18 protein-coding genes are annotated in these 16,190 nt (G+C 44.7%); 6 read left to right on the top strand and 12 right to left on the bottom strand.

The window, feature by feature from the left end; genetic code table 11:
• Positions 1-2: 2 nt before the first annotated feature.
• From hisD to B3V56_RS02135, 9 genes are read right to left on the bottom strand one after another with little or no spacing between them, the layout of a single operon-like run.
• Positions 3-1,304, bottom strand: coding sequence for a histidinol dehydrogenase (hisD, locus tag B3V56_RS02175; protein ID WP_289283927.1), 1,302 nt, complete (start codon positions 1,302-1,304; stop codon positions 3-5).
• Positions 1,297-1,941, bottom strand: coding sequence for an ATP phosphoribosyltransferase (hisG, locus tag B3V56_RS02170; protein WP_289244505.1), 645 nt, complete (start codon positions 1,939-1,941; stop codon positions 1,297-1,299). Before hisG ends, hisD begins: the two co-directional genes overlap by 8 nt.
• Positions 1,934-3,217 (bottom strand): UDP-N-acetylglucosamine 1-carboxyvinyltransferase, encoded by a 1,284-nt coding sequence (murA, locus tag B3V56_RS02165; protein ID WP_286303629.1) that lies wholly within the window; start codon positions 3,215-3,217, stop codon positions 1,934-1,936. Before murA ends, hisG begins: the two co-directional genes overlap by 8 nt.
• Positions 3,218-3,240: 23 nt before the next feature.
• Positions 3,241-3,462, bottom strand: coding sequence for a BolA family protein (locus B3V56_RS02160; protein WP_286303628.1), 222 nt, complete (start codon positions 3,460-3,462; stop codon positions 3,241-3,243).
• A gap of 18 nt (positions 3,463-3,480) precedes the next feature.
• A complete protein-coding gene (locus tag B3V56_RS02155; RefSeq protein WP_289282407.1) occupies positions 3,481-3,786 on the bottom strand; it encodes an STAS domain-containing protein in 306 nt (101 codons plus the stop codon).
• Positions 3,783-4,418 carry an MlaC/ttg2D family ABC transporter substrate-binding protein gene (locus B3V56_RS02150; RefSeq protein WP_289282406.1) on the bottom strand — a complete coding sequence of 212 codons (636 nt, stop codon included), beginning with the start codon at positions 4,416-4,418 and terminating at the stop codon, positions 3,783-3,785. Before B3V56_RS02150 ends, B3V56_RS02155 begins: the two co-directional genes overlap by 4 nt.
• Complete coding sequence (gene mlaD / locus B3V56_RS02145) at positions 4,419-4,880, bottom strand: outer membrane lipid asymmetry maintenance protein MlaD (RefSeq protein ID WP_349676202.1); 462 nt, start codon at positions 4,878-4,880, stop codon at positions 4,419-4,421.
• A gap of 8 nt (positions 4,881-4,888) precedes the next feature.
• Positions 4,889-5,668 carry a lipid asymmetry maintenance ABC transporter permease subunit MlaE gene (mlaE, locus tag B3V56_RS02140; protein ID WP_286303624.1) on the bottom strand — a complete coding sequence of 260 codons (780 nt, stop codon included), beginning with the start codon at positions 5,666-5,668 and terminating at the stop codon, positions 4,889-4,891.
• The gene (locus B3V56_RS02135) at positions 5,665-6,468 is read right to left on the bottom strand and encodes an ABC transporter ATP-binding protein (RefSeq protein WP_289244510.1); all 804 of its coding nucleotides are present in this window, start codon (positions 6,466-6,468) and stop codon (positions 5,665-5,667) included. Before B3V56_RS02135 ends, mlaE begins: the two co-directional genes overlap by 4 nt.
• Positions 6,469-6,684: 216 nt before the next feature.
• Here B3V56_RS02135 and B3V56_RS02130 point away from each other — a divergent pair, with 216 nt between their 5' ends.
• From B3V56_RS02130 to B3V56_RS02120, 3 genes are all read left to right on the top strand, one after another.
• Positions 6,685-7,248, top strand: coding sequence for an SRPBCC family protein (locus B3V56_RS02130; RefSeq protein ID WP_289244511.1), 564 nt, complete (start codon positions 6,685-6,687; stop codon positions 7,246-7,248).
• Between the two features lie 7 nt (positions 7,249-7,255).
• On the top strand, positions 7,256-8,239 hold the full coding sequence (locus tag B3V56_RS02125; protein WP_289244512.1) for a glutaminyl-peptide cyclotransferase: 984 nt from the start codon (positions 7,256-7,258) through the stop codon (positions 8,237-8,239).
• A gap of 130 nt (positions 8,240-8,369) precedes the next feature.
• Complete coding sequence (locus B3V56_RS02120; RefSeq protein WP_414673373.1) at positions 8,370-8,984, top strand: class I SAM-dependent methyltransferase; 615 nt, start codon at positions 8,370-8,372, stop codon at positions 8,982-8,984.
• A gap of 1 nt (position 8,985) precedes the next feature.
• Here the strand turns inward: B3V56_RS02120 and B3V56_RS02115 are convergent, their stop codons facing one another.
• The 3 genes from B3V56_RS02115 to B3V56_RS02105 form a co-directional block, all read right to left on the bottom strand.
• The gene (locus B3V56_RS02115) at positions 8,986-10,314 is read right to left on the bottom strand and encodes a replication-associated recombination protein A (protein WP_289282402.1); all 1,329 of its coding nucleotides are present in this window, start codon (positions 10,312-10,314) and stop codon (positions 8,986-8,988) included.
• Positions 10,311-10,943: an outer membrane lipoprotein chaperone LolA gene (gene lolA, locus B3V56_RS02110; protein WP_289282401.1), complete on the bottom strand. Its 633-nt coding sequence runs from the start codon at positions 10,941-10,943 to the stop codon at positions 10,311-10,313. The genes B3V56_RS02115 and lolA overlap by 4 nt, the downstream gene beginning before the upstream one ends.
• A gap of 64 nt (positions 10,944-11,007) precedes the next feature.
• Positions 11,008-13,305, bottom strand: a complete 2,298-nt coding sequence (locus B3V56_RS02105) for a DNA translocase FtsK (RefSeq protein WP_286303618.1) — start codon at positions 13,303-13,305, stop codon at positions 11,008-11,010.
• A gap of 134 nt (positions 13,306-13,439) precedes the next feature.
• On the opposite strand from B3V56_RS02105, the gene trxB reads away from it, so the two are divergent.
• The 3 genes from trxB to B3V56_RS02090 are packed head-to-tail and all read left to right on the top strand — an operon-like array spanning position 13,440 to position 16,148.
• Complete coding sequence (trxB, locus tag B3V56_RS02100; protein WP_286303617.1) at positions 13,440-14,375, top strand: thioredoxin-disulfide reductase; 936 nt, start codon at positions 13,440-13,442, stop codon at positions 14,373-14,375.
• Between the two features lie 50 nt (positions 14,376-14,425).
• On the top strand, positions 14,426-14,866 hold the full coding sequence (locus tag B3V56_RS02095) for a universal stress protein (RefSeq protein WP_289283926.1): 441 nt from the start codon (positions 14,426-14,428) through the stop codon (positions 14,864-14,866).
• A gap of 4 nt (positions 14,867-14,870) precedes the next feature.
• Complete coding sequence (locus B3V56_RS02090) at positions 14,871-16,148, top strand: MFS transporter (protein WP_286303614.1); 1,278 nt, start codon at positions 14,871-14,873, stop codon at positions 16,146-16,148.
• The last annotated feature ends 42 nt before the right edge of the window (positions 16,149-16,190 follow it).

Below are 16,190 nucleotides of genomic sequence, written 5' to 3'. Positions count from 1 at the left end.
GATTAATCCTTAAGACGATATTCTGCTGATCTAGCATGTGCTGTGAGACTTTCACCGCGAGCTAATACCGATGCTACCTTACCTAAGCTCTGTGCACCCTGCTCCGATACCTGAATCAGACTAGAACGTTTCTGAAAGTCATAAACACCCAATGGTGAACTAAATCTTGCTGTTCTTGATGTAGGAAGAACATGGTTCGGTCCGGCACAATAGTCACCTAGTGCTTCAGGCGTATAACGGCCCAAGAAGATAGCACCTGCATGGCGGATTTTTTTAGCCATCTCCATCGGCTCATCAACAGACAATTCTAAATGCTCAGCAGCAATAAAGTTGGCGACTTCTATAGCGGTATCCATATCTTCAACATGAATCATCGCAGCACGGTTCTGCAATGATATCGTGATGATATCTTTGCGTTCCATTGTCGGCAAAAGCTTAGCAATGGAGGCGTTCACTTTTTCCAGGAAATCTGCATCAGGTGAGATAAGTATCGATTGTGCGTCTTCATCATGCTCGGCTTGCGAAAACAGGTCCATCGCAATCCAATCTGGATCGGTTTTACCATCACAAATAACTAAAATCTCAGAAGGTCCAGCAATCATATCAATACCCACAGTACCGAAAACCATGCCTTTTGCTGTCGCGACAAAGATATTGCCTGGGCCGACTATCTTATCGACTTGTGGAATCGTTTCTGTACCATAGGCCAGTGCAGCTACAGCCTGAGCACCCCCAACAGCAAAAATACGGTCAACGCCAGCAACTGCCGCCGCGGCGAGTACTAACTCATTCACTTCGCCATTAGGCGTCGGGACCACCATAATCAACTCTTGGACACCAGCCACTTTTGCTGGAATCGCATTCATCAATACGGATGATGGATAAGCCGCTTTACCACCAGGCACATAGAGTCCTGCCCGATCTAAAGGCGTCACTTGTTGACCAAGTAAGGTGCCATCTTCTTCGGTATAGCTCCATGAGCTCTGTTTTTGATGATCGTGATACTGACGTACGCGCTGAGCAGCGGCTTCAAGGGCTTGTCTTTGTTCTGACGGAATATTTTCTAATGCGGCTTTAGCACGATCCAAACTAATCTCAAGATCAGACATCGTTTCAGCAGTGACGCGATCAAACCGGCGACTATACTCAAGCACAGCCTCATCACCACGGGACTTCACCTCTGCAAGAATTTCTTTGACAATGTCCGTCACTTTGTCATCTGACACACCTTCCCAGGCGAGGATATCTTCCAAAGCGGTCCAAAAATCAGCTTGTGAGGCACTGAGCTGTTTTATTTCAATCATTATTTTGTTCTCTAACTGCGTCTCTAATGTGTTCAATAAAAGATTGCATTCGTTTATGTTTCATTTTCATTGATGCTTTATTGACCACTAATCTTGAGCTTATATCCGCAATATGTTCCATTGGAATCAGCCCATTCGCACGTAAGGTATTACCTGTATCGACGACATCCACGATACGATCTGCCAGCCCAACCAATGGCGCCAGCTCCATAGAGCCATAAAGCTTGATGATTTCGACCTGTTCACCCTTTTCAGCATAAAAACGACGGGTACTCTCAACAAATTTTGTAGCAACTCGTAACCTGCCAGAACGCATTTCATCATCAGGCTTACCAGCTGTCATCAATTTGCAACGAGCTATATTTAGATCAACAGGTTCATATAACTCTGCATGAGGGTGCTCCATCAATACATCTTTACCCGCGACACCAATATCAGCACCACCATATTCCACATAGGTTGGGACATCTGATGCTCTGACAATAATCAATTTTACATCTGGCAGATTAGTATCCAGGATAAGTTTACGACTGGTTTCCGGATCATCTACGGGAACGATTCCGGCAGCGGCGAGCAAAGGTAAGGTTTCTTTGAAAATACGTCCCTTTGACAAAGCTAGCGTTAAGGTATCAGACATCTGCAGATCTCGCTGAGCTCGGAATTCGACGAATTTTCGCACCTAATTGTTGCAGTTTTTCTTCAATACATTCATAACCACGATCAATATGATAAATACGTTCAACGACTGTTTCGCCTTCAGCAACTAAAGCTGCCAAGACTAAACAGGCTGAAGCACGTAAATCCGTCGCCATGACGGGAGCAGCCGTTAGATAATCACGACCTTTACATACCACCGTATTACCCTCGATCTGAAGGTTGGCACCCATCCGCTGCATTTCCTGAACATGCATAAAGCGATTTTCAAAAACGGTTTCAACGATAGTAGCCTGCCCTTCAGCAATACTGTTTAGCGCAGTAAATTGTGCCTGCATATCAGTTGGGAAAGCGGGATATGGAGCAGTTCTGATATTGACTGCTTTAGGTCTATTGCCATGCATATCCAGAGAAATCCAGTCATCACCGACACTGACAGAAGCGCCCGCTTCTTCAAGCTTCAGCAGAACAGATTCCAGTTGGTTGGCATCTGTATCTTTTAATTTGACACGACCCCGCGTGATGGCCGCAGCCACGAGATAAGTGCCGGTTTCGATACGGTCAGGCAATATCTGGTATTTGGTACCTGAAAGCGATTTAACACCTTCAATCACCAGCGTAGCGGTGCCAATACCAGATATTTTCGCTCCCATCTGGTTGAGATAATTTGCTAGATCAACAACTTCAGGCTCTCTGGCAGCATTCTCAATCGTGGTTGTACCTTGCGCCAATGTAGCCGCCATCATCAGGTTCTCTGTACCGGTAACGGTCACCTGATCCATGAAAATATGAGCCCCCTTTAAACCCTTACCACTGGTAGCACGGATATAACCATTTTCTACGCGTATATCTGCACCCATTTGCTGTAAGCCACGCAAATGTAAATCAACCGGACGTGAACCAATCGCACAACCGCCAGGGAGTGACACATCCGCTTTACCGTATTTTGCTAATAAAGGACCTAAAACAAGGATCGAAGCACGCATAGTTTTCACAAGATCATAAGCGGCTTCGGTATCGGTTAGTGTCGTGGGATCAATCACGACACCTGAGCGTTCATCGACAGTAAGTGTGACACCCATGCGACCTAATAACTCTAGAGTGGTGGTGATATCATGCAGATGTGGCACATTCCCGATACGTACCGGAGAATCGGCCAGTAACGCGCCCATTAAAATCGGAAGCGCAGCATTTTTTGCACCTGATATTCGTATTTCACCATCAAGCGCTACACCGCCACTAATAATCAATTTGTCCATAACAGTCTTTGTGTTGTCTACTGCTAGGCTGCAGAAGTTTTTAGTGATAAGGCGTGAATTTCACCACTGGTAAATTTATCACCCAGCGTTTCTTTCACCATTTTGTGCTGTTGTACTAAGGTCTTTCCAGCAAATGACGGGCATACAACGCGCGCATCAAAATGCTGTCCATCGTCACCAAATACCTGTACATCAGCATCAGGTAAACCCGCTTCAATCATTTCTTTAATATCAGATGCTTTCATAAGTTATAACTTTCAACTTTATTTTAGGGGCAACAATTCATCTAGGCCTGAGGCCTTGGCAATCGCGTCCATCTGTTCAGGCAGGTGCTTGAATGTGATGGGCTTGTTGGCATTTTTCGCGGCTCTCATCCAATCAAGAAGAAGTGCCAATCCTGCACTGTCTGACTCGGTGACTCCTTGCAAGTCGACTTCGATGTCTGACACCGAATCAAAAACACCTTTTGTTTTTATTAAGGCATCTTTTGCTGAGTCCAGTGTGACTGGACCAGAGACCAAGAAAGCCTTGCTGGCATCATCATATTTGATAGCGAACGGTTTACTCATGATTTCAATTTTGCATTACGTTCAGCTAAATCGCTGATAAGGCTGTCAACGCCTTTGTTACGAATCTCTGTAGCAAAGCTTGAACGATAATTGGTCACTAAACTGATGCCATCAATCTTCACATCGTAAACTTTCCACTCACTGCTATCATTTTGAAAAAGTGATAGCGCCATTGGAATGGATGGACCGGCAGGCTGAATGACTTCCATAGGAACAGTAACACGTTTTCTGGATACATCATCACGGAAAGGTAATAAACGAATCTCTTCGTTTGTATATTCAAGCATGGCTGTCGAGTAAGTTCTAATCAATAGCAGGCGAAACTCTTCAACAAATTGAACGCGTTGTTCTTTATCCAGTTGACGCCAGTTTTTTCCTAGAGCTAATTTAGACATCTTTTCAAAGTCAAAATATGGCATGAGAATATCTTCAACCAATGAATAGATTTTCTCAGGACTTTTCTCAAGCTCAGCTTGGTTATCTTCTAACGCTTTGAGCATTTTATCGGATGCATTTTTTACTAGCGTTTGAGGTTCAGACATATTCTCAGCTGAAGCGACCATACTTGTCGCCAGGAAAAAACATGTGATCAGAGATAACAGTGATTTGCTCATTATTTTGTAAATGTTCATTTATTCGCCTTCAGCTTTACTGTACAAAAATTGGCCGATAACCTGTTCTAACACAAGTGCCGGTTGAGTCAGGGTTATGACATCACCATTTTTTAAAGATTCATCTTCAGCACCGGCAACGAGACCAATATACTGCTCACCTAATAAACCAGACGTATAGATACTGGCAGAGGTATCGAGTGGAATATTATCAAACTGTGGATACATATTGAGCGTCACTTTGGCATCAAACGTTTGAGGGTCAAGCGTAATGTTGGCCACACGCCCCACTCTGACTCCCGCCATAGTGACAGGGGAACGCACTTTCAAACCACCAATATTTTCAAACTCAGCGATGAGTTCATACCCACTTTCTTCTGTTAAATCTCCCAAATTGCTGACTTTCATTGCCAACATAAACAATGCTGCAATACCCGCCGCGACAAACATTCCAACAGTAATTTCAGTACTTTTACTCTGCATCATTCTCTCTAATCTCCAAACATCAACGCAGTCAGTACAAAGTCCAGCCCCAAAATGGCAAAGGCTGAATGTACTACTGTACGAGTTGTCGCTCTCCCCACACCTTCTGATGTGGGCATAGCATCATACCCTTCAAATAAGGCAATCCATGTCACAACGAAACCAAAAACAATACTTTTGATAACGCCATTAAAAATATCTTCGTATAAATCTGTTTTTGCCTGCATCTGTGACCAAAAAGCGCCGTCATCAACGCCTAACAGACCATGCCCAACCAGAAAACCACCTAGTACACCGACGGCACTGAAGATGGCAGCCAGTAAAGGCATTGAAATGACCCCGGCAAAAAAACGGGGAGCAATAATTCGTTTCACAGGATCAACAGCCATCATTTCCATGCCTGATAACTGTTCTGTACTTTTCATTAAGCCTATTTCTGCAGTCAAGGCTGAGCCTGCACGTCCGGCAAAAAGTAATGCTGTCACCACAGGACCGAGTTCACGCACTAGAGACAGAGAAACCATGACACCCAGTGACTCTTCGGCACCGAAATCAACAAGCGTATTATACCCTTGCAGCCCCAAAACCATACCAACAAACAAGCCAGAAATGACGATGAGCATGACAGAGAGTACGCCAATCGAAAACAGTTGCTGGATAACAAGCGAAAACCGCAAGAACAAACCAGGAATGCCAGCGATCATTGAAGCCAATAAAATGTGGGCACGTCCCAGCCGCTCGAACAGACCCAGTCCCCAACGACCAAGGCCTCGAATATAATTTATCATGCATTGTCCTCAGGGTTGAGTAAGTCCTCAGCAAAGTCCGGGCCGCCGTAATGGAAGGGTACGGGCCCATCTGGTAACCCCTGCATAAACTGCTTAACCCATTCTGAACCTGAGCGTTCCAGTTGTGCCGGTGAACCATGTTCGATAATTTTGCCTGCCGACATAAGATAGATGTAATCAGCAATTTCAGCCGTTTCGGCTACATCGTGAGAGACGACAATACTCGTCAACTTCATGGCGTCATTCATACGATGAATCAAATTCACCAGCGTCCCCATTGAGATAGGGTCCTGACCGGTAAAAGGTTCGTCATACATTATCATCATCGGCTCGAGAGCGATTGCACGAGCAAGGGCAACGCGTCTTGCCATACCGCCTGATAATTCATTAGGCGAAAGGTGACGCGCATTACGAAGCCCTACAGCTTGCAACTTCATCAGAACAAGATCGCGAATCATGGACTCTGGCAGGTTGGTGTGCTCACGGAGTGGGAAAGCGACATTATCAAATACATTGATATCTGTTAGTAGCGCACCGCTTTGAAACAGCATTCCCATTCGTTTCCGGAGTTCGTAGAGTTCGGAATGTGACAGCTTGTGAACATTCTGACCATCGACTTCTATCGTGCCTTTATCTGGTCGAAGTTGACCACCAATCAGCTTAAGTAACGTTGTCTTGCCGGTACCACTCGGGCCCATAATCGCAGTCACTTTACCGCGTTCGATATCGATATTCACGCCATCAAAGATGGCTCGATCACCACGATAAAAGTGCAAGTCCCTGATTTTTATCAGTGGCACAGGCTTCTCCGCTTGTTGAGTTAGACATAAAGGGGGTTAATTTTCATTAATATGTATGACTAAGTCAAATATCCATGTGGAAAATATTAGATACTTCCGCTAGAGTGTGCAGTCCAACTTATGGTGATATGTGTTCGATGACATTTGTTCAGACTGTGTTCAGGATGGCTTTGTTAACGTCACTGTCGGATTTATTAAAAAACGGAGATAGAAATAATGAAAAAATTATTGCAGTTTTTTGCCATAGCAGTTGCACTGTTACCAATGGTAGCCAGCGCTCATGGTCCAACACGACAGTCAGTTAAAGAAACAGTACTTATTAATGCCTCTCCTGAAAAAGTTTGGGCTGTTCTGGGTGATTTCACAGCCATTGACAAGTGGCATCCAGCTGTTGCGAGCGTTGAAATGTTAAGTGATAAGCAACGTAAGCTGACTTTAAAAGGTGAAGGTCACCCAACCATCACTGAAGAGTTGCAAAAACTTGATAACGAAAAAATGATGATGATCTACAAGATCGAAGATATGAGCGTTATCAAAACAATTACATACAATAGTAAAGATACTCCTTACTACACACTACCAGTAAACAACTACAAATCTTGGTTATCAGTTAAAGCAAAAGATGGTGGTTCAGAAGTCACATGGAAAGGTAAGTTTTATCGTTCTTTCATGGATAACCCACCTGTTCCAGAAGGCCAAAGTGATGAAGATGCGGTTAACGCTGTTAAAGGTGTTTACACATCGGGTCTGAACAACCTGAAAACAATGCTGGAAAAATAATTCCATCATGTGTTTCAAAAATATTCAAAAGGCGGCTCTTAGAGTCGCCTTTTTTCTTACAGTCGTTTTCACTTTATCTGCCTGTGCTGATGATAAGACTGAATATGCTCTAATCACTAATCAGCTCTCCAGTACTGTCAGCGTCATAGATTTAAGCACTCAGACGGTTATCAAAACGATTCCAGTAGGTGAGCACCCTGCCGGCATCAGTGTGAGCCCGCACCATGATATGGCTTTTGTTACCAATCCCGATGGACAAACGATTTCAGTGCTTGACCTAAAGTCATTAACGGAAACACGTCAAATCAAAGTCGGACCTGGACCAGTCGGTGTAACCGCCTCTAAAAGTGGTACACGCGTCTATGTAGCAGACTGGTATGAAAATAATATTCGTATCATTAATCCTGATTCTGGCGAGTTGATAGATACGATTGCAGTAGGCAAATCCCCTGCCGGCCTGGTTATTGATGAAGAAAACCAGCGTCTTTACGTTTCCAATCGTGACGATAACACAGTGTCATTTATTGACCTGAGCAATGATCAAGTGACACATACAATTGAGGTTGGAGAGTCACCATTCGGGCTGGCGATTTCACCAGATGGCTCACGCGTTTATAGTGTGAATGTCAAAAGTAGCAATGTCACAGCCATCGATACCAACACAGCAAAAGTTGTTGAGACAATTCAAGTCGGTGACTGGCCATACTGCGCTGTTGTCAGCAAAGATAATAAAAAACTCTACGTTATTAACCAAGATGAGGCCACCATCTCTGTCGTTGACACGACCTCTTTTGACGTCAGCAACACAATCGACATTGAAGACACACCTGAAGGCATTGATATTAGTGCCGATGGTTCACAGCTTTATGCTGTCAACTGGGGTGATAACACCGTTTCTGTCATTGACACTAAAACAGAAAAAGTTATCAATTCAATCAAAACAGGCAAAGGCCCTCGCTCCTTTGGACAATTTATTACGACCGTTGAATAACGCATTAGATAGTCTCGTGGCAGTAAACTCACAGTCACTGCCACGAGCACAGTCCCTCGAAAAAAGACTCTCCGTTCCAATCAAGACTCTTGATAAGTCACTAGTACAATTATTGATTGAAGAGCACCGTTTGAGTCTTCAGATACCTGATATCGGTAATCCTGTTTTTATCGATTTCACGTCAGGCAAGTATGATCATCGGCGTAAATTTGGTGGTGGTAAAGGTCAGCCACTAGCCAAAGCTGTTGGCATGAAACAAGGCCATATCCCAAGCATCATTGATGCTACCGCAGGCTTTGCCAGAGATGGTTTTGTCCTAGCCTCCCTAGGCAGCACGGTCACTATGCTTGAGCAAAGCCAGGTGATAAGTTTGCTCATCGAAGATGCCTTACAACAGCAGGAAATGGATCCCGAAGTAAAAGTTATTACACAACGAATGACCATTCATTATGCCAATGCTATTGATTTTTTATCGACAGTGCAGGAACAGCCGGATGTCATTTATATGGATCCTATGTATCCCAGTCGGGATAAATCGGCGTTAGTTAAAAAAGAGATGCAGGCACTACACCAACTAATTGGACCGGATACACATAGTGCAGAATTACTCACTGTGGCTAGACATGTAGCTCTACGACGAGTCGTAGTGAAACGTCCCAAAGGTGCTGAGTTTGTTGGTAATCAGAAGCCAAGTGCCAGTATTCAGAGTAAAAATACTCGCTATGATCTTTATGTTAACAGCTAGATTATTTTTGACGGGCCTGCTTATCCATGGCTCTTAACCTGTCTAGTTTTTCAGCTATTTTTATTTCAAGACCACGATTCACGGGTTGATAGTATTCACGTTCGCGCATTGATTCTGGGAAGTAGGTTTCCTCCACAGCATAAGCATCGGGTTCATCATGAGCATAACGGTATTCTCTGCCATACCCTAATTCTTTCATCAATTTGGTGGGCGCATTTCTTAGATGTACCGGTACTTCAGCCGAACCATGTGCTTTGGCATCATGCATGGCCGCTTTAAAGGCGGTATACACCGCATTACTTTTGGGGGCACAGGCTAAATAAACAACTGCTTGGGCTATCGCCAGTTCGCCTTCCGGACTACCGAGTTTGTCAAAGCTTTCCCAAGCATCGAGAGCAATACGTAAGCCTCTGGGATCAGCATTACCGATATCTTCAGCCGCCATTCTAACCACTCTTCGCATCAGGTAAACAGGATCGCAACCGCCATCCAGCATTCGGCACAGCCAATAGAGTGCAGCATCAGGCGCTGAGCCTCGCACGGATTTATGAAGTGCTGAAATTTGATCGTAAAAAGCTTCACCGCCTTTATCAAAGCGTCGAATCGTGCCGGATAACACTTCAGCAAGATCATGCTCATAGACGGCTTTCTGACCTTTGCTATCGGCCAAATCGACGGCTATTTCAAGTAGATTTAACACTCTGCGGCCATCACCATCAGCAGTTTGTGCTAATTGATCTCGCAAAGTCTCGCCCACCTCAATGCCTCTGTCGGCCAACCCTAACTCCTCATCTGACATGGCTCTATCAATGATTTGGCGTAAATCTTCAGCCTCTAAGGATTTGAGTACATAGACCCTGGCTCGGGATAGCAAGGCATTATTTAATTCAAAGGAAGGATTTTCTGTAGTAGCGCCAATAAAGGTAAACGTACCATCTTCAACATAAGGTAAAAATGCATCTTGCTGAGATTTATTAAAGCGGTGCACTTCATCCACAAACAGCATGGTTCTACGACCACGCTCCTGCAATAACTGCTGAGCACGTGCAACCGCCGCTCGGACCTCTTTCACGCCCGCCAACACGGCTGAGATAGTAATAAACTCAGCATCACAATAACCGGCGATGAGTTTAGCCAAAGTGGTTTTACCAGTACCGGGTGGCCCCCAGAAGATCATTGAATGCGGATGGCCTGAAGCAATCGCCTGACGCAACGGCTTACCCGCTCCCAACAAATGTGTCTGCCCGATATACTGGTCAAGCGTCTTTGGACGCATACGATCCGCTAACGGACGCCCAGCTAAGTCATCAACTTGATCAAACAAACTCACTGTTGCGCTTCACCTACAATATCTATGCCTTCAGGCGCACTAAATTTAAACGTGTCTTTTTTAAATGTCGGATTAATTTTCACCTGAGTGAACATCAAACGTGTTCTTTGGTCGAAGCTGTCACGCATGATCATTTGCTGTAATTCATCTTGATTAAAAGCCAGCATAACGGATTGAAAGTTACTGCTGCTCTGTTTTGGCGTTAACTCCACCCAGGTTAAGCCATCATCCGATTTTAAGTTACGAATATTGTAGCTATCTTCGGGTAAAGCTTGTCCTGATAATAAGGTTGCAGGCGTATCTTCTAACGCTTCGTTTTGCGCCTTCACGGTAACTTGTTCTAAGTCCACATCATAAAACCAAACATTCATACCATCAGCCACGATATGCTGAGGGTATGGGTCATTGTAATCCCAACGAAACTTGCCAGGTCTTGCCAATTGAAACTGACCTTGGGCCTGTTCAACTATATTGCCATCAGGATCCAGAACGGTTTGTTCAAAGTGAGCCTGAAAGGTATTCACCTGTTTAACAAAATGGTTGAGCTTTTCTGTGCCGCTCATATCTGCCATGGCAACAACAGGAAGCAACAATAGCAAAAAGCCTTGTGCTAATTTTTTTATGGTCATTCAATGACTCCGAAAGATAAATTGCATGTTCTACTGACTCCGGTTTGCCAGCCTGGTTCCTGATTTAATCGCGTGGCGGTGGTGCCAGAACTTCACGGCTACCATTACCCTGCATGGCAGAAACAACGCCAGCTGCTTCCATAGCCTCTACGATACGTGCAGCCCGGTTATAACCGATTTTCAGTCTGCGCTGGATACCTGAAACCGATGCCCGGCGACTTTCGACGACGATTTGCACAGCCTGATCATAGAGCGGATCTGACTCTGCATCACTTGGGTCACCGATACCACCATCGCCGTCATCACTGCTCTGATCTTGGGTAATTTCTTCAAGATAGTTAGGCTGTGAATTTTTCTTTAAATGCTCAACAACATTATGGACTTCATGGTCATCCACAAATGCACCATGGACACGTTCAGGCAGTCCACTCCCCGGAGGTAAATAGAGCATATCGCCCTGCCCTAGCAGCTGCTCAGCCCCCATTTGATCAAGAATGGTTCGAGAATCAATTCGCGAAGACACTTGGAAAGCCATACGTGTCGGAATATTGGCTTTAATTAACCCGGTGATAACGTCAACAGAAGGTCGTTGTGTCGCCAAGATAAGATGAATCCCTGATGCCCGTGCTTTTTGCGCCAAACGTGCAATCAGCTCTTCAACTTGTTTACCGACCACCATCATCATGTCAGCAAGCTCATCGATAATCACAACGATAAAAGGGAGTGGCTCTAAAGTGGGCCCAACTTCACCCGGCTCCACCTCAATTGTTGGATCTTTAATTGGCTCACCGCGTTCAATCGCCTCTCTGACTTTTTTGTTATAACCAGCGATATTACGCACGCCTAAAGCAGCCATTAATGGATAACGACGCTCCATCTCAGCAACACACCAACGCAGAGCATTAGCGGCTTCTTTCATATCCGTTACAACTGGCGCTAATAAATGTGGAATATCTTCATAAACCGACAGCTCCAGCATTTTTGGATCGACCATGATCATACGCACATCTTCTGGTGTTGCCTTGTACAGCAAACTCAGAATCATCGCATTTACAGCCACCGATTTACCTGAGCCAGTCGTCCCTGCCACCAGTAAGTGAGGCATTTTTTCTAAGTTAGCGACCACTGGACGGCCAGCAATATCTTTACCCAGCGCCATCATTAGCAATGATTTGCTATTCTCGTATTCATCACAGGCCAGAATTTCACGAAGACGAACAATTTCACGACTCTCATTAGGGATTTCTAGACCCACAACAGGTTTACCCGGAATGACTTCAACGATACGAACACTGCTGATGGATAGCGCTCTTGCTAAGTCTTTAGCAAGGCCACTGATACGACTGACTTTAATCCCAGGAGCCGGTTGCAATTCAAACCGCGTGACTACAGGACCCGGCTGAACTTCTACAACCTGAACATCTACGCCAAAGTCTTTTAGTTTCAGCTCGACTTGTCGAGACATGGCTTGCAAGACTTCTTCGCTATAGGCCTGCTTACTCGGCTGAGCCATATCTAATAAAGCTAAGGCTGGCATACCTGGCGCATCTGGTGTTTCAAACAATGGCACTTGTTTTTCTTTTTCTTCGCGCTTGCTTGGCTCTTTTTTCTCTAAGACTGGCTCAATGCGCACTTTTGCCTTGTGCTGTAACTTTTCTTTTTCCTGATGAAAAGTCTCTTCCCGTTTTTGACGAGTACGCTTGGCTTCCAACTCTTCCTTGATTTCACGCACCCAGCGGGCCACATGAATGGCGACGATCATGGCCATCGCTCCTAACTTATCAATCACCATCAACCAGGATAGTCCGGTGAAAAGCGTGACCCCAGTGAGTAGGACCGCCAGCAATAGCAAACTAGTGCCAGAGGCGCCAAATACCGACTCAAAACCATGCCCTACCACTTCGCCTAACACACCACCAGCGCCGAGAGGCAATAGCGAGGCATAGTCGCTCAGACTAAGAGTAGACAGACCACTGGCTGCAGCCAGAGCCATCAATAAGCCGACCATTTTTAATACCCAGAAATGCAGAGCATCTTCTGTATCAGCGCGTTTTCCCCAGCTAAACAATAACCAGCCACTGAAACCAATCATTAATGGTGATAGATAGGCGGGAAAACCAAAGCCATAGAGCAAAGCATCAGCTAACCAAGCGCCGACTATGCCACCGCTATTGGCAATGATGTCATCGGTTCCGGTCGTTGACCAACCAGGATCGGTAGGCTGATATGACCATAAAGACAAGAGTAAGTATGCCGCTAATGCGACTGACAAAATCAGTGCTGCCTCACGCAGACGGAAGCCGACTGCGCCAGAGTTGAGTTCTTGTTTCTGCTTGTCATTTACACGTGTCGACTGTGCCACTGTGATATTTCCAACCCTGCCAATAAATTAACGCTTGATTTTAACACAGCTTTTGAAGTTAGATGCTTGTCCAAAATCATCGCAATGGTTACTCTAACTATACATATCTGATAACTCTCTTGGAGGCTCCACTTATGGCAGACAGCAAACACTGTCGTTTACTGATTTTAGGCTCAGGTCCAGCGGGATATACTGCCGCGGTTTATGCTGCTAGAGCAGCATTAGAGCCTGTATTAATTACCGGTATCGAACAAGGTGGACAGCTAACCACCACTACCGATGTCGACAATTGGCCAGGTGATGATGAAGGTGTACAGGGCCCAGAATTGATGCAACGTATGCAGCGCCATGCAGAACGTTTTGGTACAGATATTATCTTTGATCATATCCACACCACCGATTTAACTCAGCGTCCTTTCCGTTTGATCGGTGATGCAGGTGAATATACGGCAGATGCCTTGATTATTGCGACAGGTGCCTCAGCCAAATATTTAGGTATGGAATCGGAAGAGGCCTTTAAAGGTCGTGGTGTGTCTGCCTGTGCAACCTGTGATGGTTTCTTTTATAAAGGTCAACACGTCGCTGTTGTCGGTGGTGGTAATACCGCTGTTGAAGAAGCTTTATACCTGTCCAATATTGCTTCGAAAGTCACCGTCATTCACCGCCGTGACTCGTTCCGTTCTGAAAAGATTTTGTCCAATAAACTGCTGAAAAAAGCAGAAGAAGGTAATGTAGAAATCTTGTGGAATCACACGTTGGACGAAGTCATTGGTAATGAGTCTGGTGTCACCGGTATTCGTGTGAAAAGCACGGAAGATGGCTCAACACAGGAGGTTCCTGTACTTGGTGTCTTTATTGCGATTGGTCATCAGCCTAACACCGGTATATTCAAAGGCCAGTTAGAAATGGAACATGACTACATCATCCTTAAAAAAGGAACACAAACCAGCGTGCCAGGCGTGTTTGCAGCAGGTGATGTATCCGATCCTATTTACCGTCAAGCGATTACTTCGGCGGGAGCTGGATGTATGGCGGCATTAGATGCCGAACGTTTTTTGGATAATGATTAAATAATACGATGAGGGGGCTGACCAGCCCCCTTTTTCATGAGGGAATAGACATGAAATATCAGCATATTTTGATTGCAACTGACTTTTCAAAACAAAAAGATCTGATTAGCGCAAAAGCACAAGAACTTGCTGAACAACATCAGGCAAAGCTGAGTATTTGCCACATTATCGAAGATTTCCCTTTAACTGATTTTGCTTATGAACCGATGATCAGTGTTGATATTGATATGCGTGATGCTTTGTTAGAGTCAGGGAAAAAACAACTGGCGACATTGGCTGAAAAATTATCCATTCCGGCTTCACAACAGTGGGTTGAATTGGGAACACCGGGACATGATATTGTCCGTGTGGCTGATGAGAATAATGTTGATCTGATTATTGTTGGCTCACATGGCAGACATGGTTTTAAGCGTCTCTTGGGGTCAACAGCTAATGCCGTATTACATCATGCTCATTGTGATGTCCTTGCCGTCAGGTTAAAGGACGACTAACCATTTGAAACATTCTTCCTTATTAAGCACGGTAAAATTACCGGGCTTTATGAGCTTTATTGCCGTCGCTTTTATTAATGCCATGGTGGATTTGGGCCATAAAATCATCATTCAGAACACGATTTTTAAGATATATGATGATCAAACGCAGGTGGCGTTGACGGCGATTGTGAATGGACTCATTCTCTTACCCTTTATTTTCTTATTCAGCCCGGCCGGCTATCTTTCTGATCGTTTTTCCAAACCTTTCATCATGAAAGCATCGGCTTTCTCAGCCATCATCATTACCTTGTTGATTACGCTAGCTTACTATCAGGGCTGGTTTTTATTTGCCTTTTTCATGACGTTAATACTGGCCATTCAAAGTGCGCTCTATTCTCCCGCCAAGTATGGTTATATACGGCAACTTGGTGGTGACAAGCATTTATCCGCAGCCAATGGCTTTATTCAAGCGACGACGATTGTTGCCATCTTGGGTGGAATTATTGTTTTTACCGTGTTGTTTGAATGGTTGTTGATAGACCAGCCATATCATGATGAGGTTTCGTTACTGCGTCATATCGCCCCGGCAGGTTGGTTGTTGGTGATTCTATCTATTGTAGAGTGGCGCCTCGCTTGCCGATTGACTGATACAAAGAAGTCGACTGATTTCACACGGTTTCCCTGGAAAGATTACATCAAAGGTTATTTGCTAAAAACAAATGTGAAAAACTTATATACCAATCCGGTTATTTGGTACTCCGTATTGGGGCTGTCATTCTTTTGGGGAATTTCGCAAACATTTCTCGCCGTATTTCCTGCCTTTGCAAAAATGGTATTGGCTGAAAATAATACGATGATAATTCAAGGCTTATTGGCTTGCTCAGGCATTGGCATTGTCGTCGGTTCGTTATTGGCAGGTACAGGCAAGCATGGCCTGATAAAAACCTCTCTCATACCTTTGGGTGCGATAGGTATGAGTATTATTCTTTTTATTATCCCTACACTGAGTTCCGTCTCGGCATTTGCAGTCTCAATTTTCTGCTTTGGTTTATTTGGTGGCCTATTTATTATTCCGCTCAATGCGCTTATACAGTCACATTCTCCTGAGCGAATACTCGGCACTGTATTGGCAGGTAATAACTGGATCCAAAATCTCGTGATGATAGCTTGTCTGATTGTGACGTTTATCGCAGCTCAGCTAATGTTATCCAGCAAAACGATCTTAACTGTTTTACCCTTCATCACCGTTCTACTGGCGTGCCTTGTCTGGTGGTGCAGTAAACGACCACGAGATACTTGATTTAATTAACAAATTAGTGAATTCTTCTAAAGAGTTGCCAAC

Source organism: Methylophaga sp. UBA2513, assembly GCF_002341285.1.
Lineage (GTDB): Bacteria > Pseudomonadota > Gammaproteobacteria > Nitrosococcales > Methylophagaceae > Methylophaga > Methylophaga marina.
Note: the sequence above shows the minus strand (reverse complement) of the source record. Positions and strands in the feature narration are given on the sequence as shown.

Coding starts and splice junctions, on each gene's coding strand:
- hisD (WP_289283927.1), bottom strand. CDS start 1,304: ATGATTGAAATAAAACAGCTCAGTGCCTCACAAGCTGATTTTTGGACC.
- hisG (WP_289244505.1), bottom strand. CDS start 1,941: ATGTCTGATACCTTAACGCTAGCTTTGTCAAAGGGACGTATTTTCAAA.
- murA (WP_286303629.1), bottom strand. CDS start 3,217: ATGGACAAATTGATTATTAGTGGCGGTGTAGCGCTTGATGGTGAAATA.
- B3V56_RS02160 (WP_286303628.1), bottom strand. CDS start 3,462: ATGAAAGCATCTGATATTAAAGAAATGATTGAAGCGGGTTTACCTGAT.
- B3V56_RS02155 (WP_289282407.1), bottom strand. CDS start 3,786: ATGAGTAAACCGTTCGCTATCAAATATGATGATGCCAGCAAGGCTTTC.
- B3V56_RS02150 (WP_289282406.1), bottom strand. CDS start 4,418: ATGAACATTTACAAAATAATGAGCAAATCACTGTTATCTCTGATCACA.
- mlaD (WP_349676202.1), bottom strand. CDS start 4,880: ATGCAGAGTAAAAGTACTGAAATTACTGTTGGAATGTTTGTCGCGGCG.
- mlaE (WP_286303624.1), bottom strand. CDS start 5,668: ATGATAAATTATATTCGAGGCCTTGGTCGTTGGGGACTGGGTCTGTTC.
- B3V56_RS02130 (WP_289244511.1), top strand. CDS start 6,685: ATGAAAAAATTATTGCAGTTTTTTGCCATAGCAGTTGCACTGTTACCA.
- B3V56_RS02125 (WP_289244512.1), top strand. CDS start 7,256: ATGTGTTTCAAAAATATTCAAAAGGCGGCTCTTAGAGTCGCCTTTTTT.
- lolA (WP_289282401.1), bottom strand. CDS start 10,943: ATGACCATAAAAAAATTAGCACAAGGCTTTTTGCTATTGTTGCTTCCT.
- trxB (WP_286303617.1), top strand. CDS start 13,440: ATGGCAGACAGCAAACACTGTCGTTTACTGATTTTAGGCTCAGGTCCA.
- B3V56_RS02095 (WP_289283926.1), top strand. CDS start 14,426: ATGAAATATCAGCATATTTTGATTGCAACTGACTTTTCAAAACAAAAA.